The organism is Pseudoroseomonas ludipueritiae (genome assembly GCF_014490445.1).
Lineage (GTDB): Bacteria > Pseudomonadota > Alphaproteobacteria > Acetobacterales > Acetobacteraceae > Pseudoroseomonas > Pseudoroseomonas ludipueritiae.
The window spans coordinates 1-4342 of the sequence record NZ_JACTUZ010000239.1 but is presented as its reverse complement, the minus strand read 5'-3'; the positions used below and the strand labels follow the sequence as shown (position 1 = coordinate 4342).

The 4342-nt window shown below is 72.2% G+C and carries 2 protein-coding genes and 1 pseudogene; 1 reads left to right on the top strand and 2 read right to left on the bottom strand.

Features of this window, described 5'->3' with window-relative positions; translation table 11 throughout:
- Positions 1-245, bottom strand: a pseudogene (locus IBL25_RS24680) (hypothetical protein); the annotation flags it as partial.
- A gap of 260 nt (positions 246-505) precedes the next feature.
- Here IBL25_RS24680 and IBL25_RS24675 point away from each other — a divergent pair.
- Entirely contained in the window at positions 506-2380 is a 1875-nt protein-coding gene (locus IBL25_RS24675) for an ABC-F family ATP-binding cassette domain-containing protein (protein WP_187781112.1), read from the top strand.
- A gap of 126 nt (positions 2381-2506) precedes the next feature.
- Here the strand turns inward: IBL25_RS24675 and IBL25_RS24670 are convergent.
- Positions 2507-4342, bottom strand: a 1836-nt coding sequence (locus IBL25_RS24670) for a helicase-related protein (RefSeq protein WP_187781111.1), incomplete at its 5' end; no start/stop codon positions are given.

The window sequence follows — 4342 nt, the reverse complement described above, 5'->3', positions numbered from 1 at the left end:
GCTTCCGCCACGGGGCCGGGCGGCAGTGGCGCGGGCAGGCTGGGCGGCTCCAGCGTCGGCGGCAGGTCGGGCACCACCGGCAGGGCCGGCACAGGCTCAGGATCGCCAGGGGCGCTCTGCGGTGCCTCCGGCTGCGGCAGCGGCGGGCCACCGGCACCGCTTTCGAAGACCACCGGCACCTCGGTGCCGGAACCGGGTTCGCCCAGTTCCTTCTCCGGCGGCATCAGCAGCAACAGCGCCGCCACCAGGGCATGCAGCAGGGCGGAGCCGCCGATCCACCACCACAGCCGCGTGCGCCGCCGGGACGGCCGCCAGGAGGGGCTGGCCGGGGGCGCGACAGGCTTCGGCGGTGGCGGCGGGGCGATATGCAGGATGGGTCCTCGGGCGGTCTCACCGCATCCCTAGCACAGGCGGCCGGCGGGCGCGCTGGGGGTGGCCGGGCACAATGGTATCATCCTGTTTCATCATCCTGTCTCGGCCCGGCCCTTCCTGCTAAAGGCCCGGCATGACCGTGCTCGCCATCCGTGACCTGACCATCCGCATCGCCGGGCGCCCGCTGCTGGAAGGCGCGGAGCTGATGGTGGACCCTGGCCGCAAGATCGGCCTGGTGGGGCGCAATGGCGCCGGCAAGTCCACCCTGCTGCGCGCCATCACCGGCCAGATCCAGCCGGATGGCGGCGAGATCCGCCTGGCCGCCCGCGCCCGCATGACCCATGTGGCGCAGGAGGCCCCTGGCGGTCCGCAGAACCTGCTGGACACGGTGCTGGAAGCGGATACCGAGCGCGCTGCCCTTCTCACTGAACTGGAAACAGCCACCGACCCCGCCCGCATCGGCGAGATCCATGAGCGGCTGATCGCCATCCGCGCCGACAGCGCCCCTTCCCGCGCCGCCACGGTGCTGGCGGGCCTGGGCTTCGACGCGGCGGCCCAGGCGCGGCCGGTGGGCGAATATTCCGGCGGCTGGCGCATGCGCGTGGCGCTCGCCCGCGCGCTCTTCCTGGAGCCCGACCTGCTGCTGCTGGACGAGCCCACCAACCACCTGGACCTGGAAGCCACCATCTGGCTGGAAGGCTGGCTGGCGCGCTTTCCCGGCGCCGCCATCGTGGTCAGCCATGACCGAGGGCTGCTGGAGCGCGGGGTGGACGGCATCGCGCATCTCGATAAGCAGAAGATTACCTTCTACCCCGGCGCCTACGACAACTTTGTTCGTATCCGCACCGAGCGCGCCGCCCAGCAGCAGGCGCAGAACGAGAAGATCGCGGCGCAGCGCGCCCATATGCAGTCCTTCGTGGACCGCTTCCGCGCCAAGGCCACCAAGGCCCGGCAGGCGCAGTCCCGCCTGAAGGCCCTGGAAAAGCTGCCGGCCATCGAATCCGTGGTGGAGGACGCCCCCACCCGCTTCGCCTTCCCCGAGCCCACGGAACTGGCGCCGCCCATCGTCGCCCTTTCCCGCGCCGATGTCGGCTACGACGGCCGCGCCATCCTGCACGGCCTCGACCTGCGGCTGGACCAGGAAGACCGCATCGCCCTGCTGGGCGCCAATGGCAACGGCAAGTCCACGCTGGCAAAACTGCTGGCCGGGCGGCTGGAGCCGATGCGGGGCGAGATCCATCGCGACCGCCGCCTGAAGGTCGGCTACTTCGCCCAGCACCAGGCGGAGGAACTGGACCTCTCCGGCACCCCCCTCACCCACATGCAGGACGCGCTCGGCGCCAAGGCCACCGAGACGCAGTGCCGCGCCCAGCTCGCCCGCTTCGGCCTGGACGAGGAGCGGGCGACCACCAAGATCGGCTCGCTGTCAGGTGGCGAGAAGGCGCGGCTGCTGCTGGCCCTCTGCACGCGCGACGCCCCGCATCTGCTGATCCTCGACGAGCCCACCAACCACCTCGACATCGACGCGCGCGAGGCACTGGTGAAGGCGCTGGCGGATTTCGGCGGCGCCGTGGTGCTGATCACCCACGACCCGCATCTGGTGACGCTGGCCGCCGACCGGCTCTGGCTGGTGCATGAGGGCCGCGTCACGCCCTTCGACGGCGACCTGGACGATTACCGCGCCCTGCTGGCCGAGCGCGCCCGCGCCGCCCGCGGCCCCCAGGCCGACACCACCCCCACCCGCCGCGACGAACGGCGGGAGCGCGCGGAGAACCGCCAGGCCCTGGCGCCCCTGCGCCAGCGCGTGACCAAGATCGAGGCCGAGATGGCCAAGCTGCAAAAGGAATCGGCGCTGCTGGAGAAGAAGCTGGGCGACCCGGATACCTATGCCCGCTTCAAGCCCGAGGACATCGCCTGGGCCACGCAGCGCCAGGGCGCCATCGCCAAGCAGGTGGCGGCGTTGGAAGAAGAATGGCTGGAGCTACAGGAAAAGCTGGAAGCGGCGTGAGAAGCGCGGGGGAAGGAATTCCCCCGCACCCCCATCTTTTGTTTTCGAGTCCGCCAGCCGGGCAGGCCAGCGCCTGAACTCGAAGAAGAAGGGGGCTCGGGGGAACTCATTCCCCCGACCTTCCTCCTACCCTGCCAACGCCGTGCGCCCGCGCCGCTGCTGCCGCAGCACGTCCTCGATCCAGTTGTCCAGCCGCGCCGTCTCGGCTTCCGCCCGCTCGAAGTCGGGGTAGGCCATGGGGAAGCGCAGCGCCAGCCAGCGCCAGGCGACGAGGCGCTTGTGCACCTTCTCGCCGCGCTGCAGTTCCTCGCCCGTTGCCTGATCCGGCGCCGGCAGGCGGCCGGCGGAGGGCGGCACCACGGCGCGGCCGGCGGCATGGTCCACCGCCCAACGCGCCAGGCGCTGGATGCCGTTGTCGCGCTCATCCACCGGGCAAAGCGCGTAGGTCCAGCGGTCCATCAGCGAGAGGCCGACGCCGTCGATGGCCGAGGCGATGGCCTGGGCCTGCGTCATGTCGGCGAGGCGGTAGTTGGGGTCGTCCAGCCGCAGCACCGCGCGCTTGATGCGTGCCAGCACGCCGAAGAGGCTGTCGGAGCCGATCTCGGTGGCCACCGCGCGGACGATATCGGCATCCGGCTGCACCTGCGGGCGCAGTTCCTCCGGCGGCGCCGGCGGGCTGTGCAGCAGGTGGCGCACGAAGTCGGGGCTGCCGGCGCCGGCCAGCACGGCCACCACGCCTTCCTCATACTTGCCGAAGCGCCCGGCGCGGCCACCGATCTGCTTGATCTCCTGCGCGTTCAGGTCGCGCCGCCCCTCGCCGTCGAATTTCTTCAGCGTGGAGAAGATGACGCGGCGGATCGGCAGGTTCAGGCCCATGCCGATGGCATCCGTCGCCACCACGATATCGGCCTCGCCATTGCGGAAGCGGGCGGCCTCGGCGCGGCGCACCTCGGGCGAGAGCGCGCCGTAGATCACGGCCACGCGCCGGCCGCGCCGCACCAGCTCGGCCCGCAGGTCCAGCACGTCGCGGCGGGAGAAGGCGATCAGCGCATCGCCCGGGCGCAGCTCGGAAAGCCCCACCGGGTTGGTGGCGGCGCGCAGCGGGCCCTTGCGTTCCAGCGAAACCTTTTCGAGCTCGTCGCCGCAAAGCTGGGCGATGCGCTCCACCATCGGGATAGCTTCCGGGGCGCCAAGAACGAACACCTCGCGCGCCGGCACGCCCATGATGGCGGCGGTCCAGGCGGCACCGCGGTCGCGGTCGTGCAGCAGCTGCGCCTCGTCCACGATGGCGACATCCACCGGGTTGTGCAGCGGGCACATCTCCACCGTGGCGGCGAGGTGCTTGCTGCCGGGGATGGTGATGCGTTCCTCGCCCGTGGCCAGCGAGGCATCGACGCCGCGCTGCCCCAGCGCCTCGCGGAACTCATGCGCCAGCAGGCGCAGGGGCGCGAGGGCATAGCCATTCTCGGCGCTGGCCAGGCGGTCCAGCGCGGTATGGCTCTTGCCGCTGTTGGTGGGGCCGGTGACCAGCGTGATGCGCCGCTTCAGCGCCCGCGCCGTGGCGAAGTGGGCGGCATAGCGGTCCAGCGCCGCGACGCGCGCGATGGCGGCATTGCCGACGCGGGTCAGCGGCGTGGGCGCGCCCCGCTTGGTGCCCTTGGCATCGGCGGCGTCCTGCTCGGCACGGCGCCAGCTCGCGACCTCGCCCTTGAGCGGGATGATCTCGGCCGGGTCGAACTCCCAGCGCTCCCGCCCGCCGCGCTCGCGCTGCTTGCGCGCCACCGGCAGCAGGCCGGCACCGGCCCAGCGCAGCGCCTCCTTGGGCGTGCAGCCCAGCAGGCCGGGGATGCCCTCGATGCCGACGAGGCTCTTTTCCCAGGCCTTCAGCCGCGCCACTTCCTCGCGCCGGCGGGCACGGGCGGCCTGCTCGGCGGAGCGCAGCTCGGCGCGGCGGCGGTCCTC

Excerpts from the sequence above, each read along its gene's own strand:
- IBL25_RS24675 (WP_187781112.1), top strand. The coding sequence starts at position 506 with ATGACCGTGCTCGCCATCCGTGACCTGACCATCCGCATCGCCGGGCGC.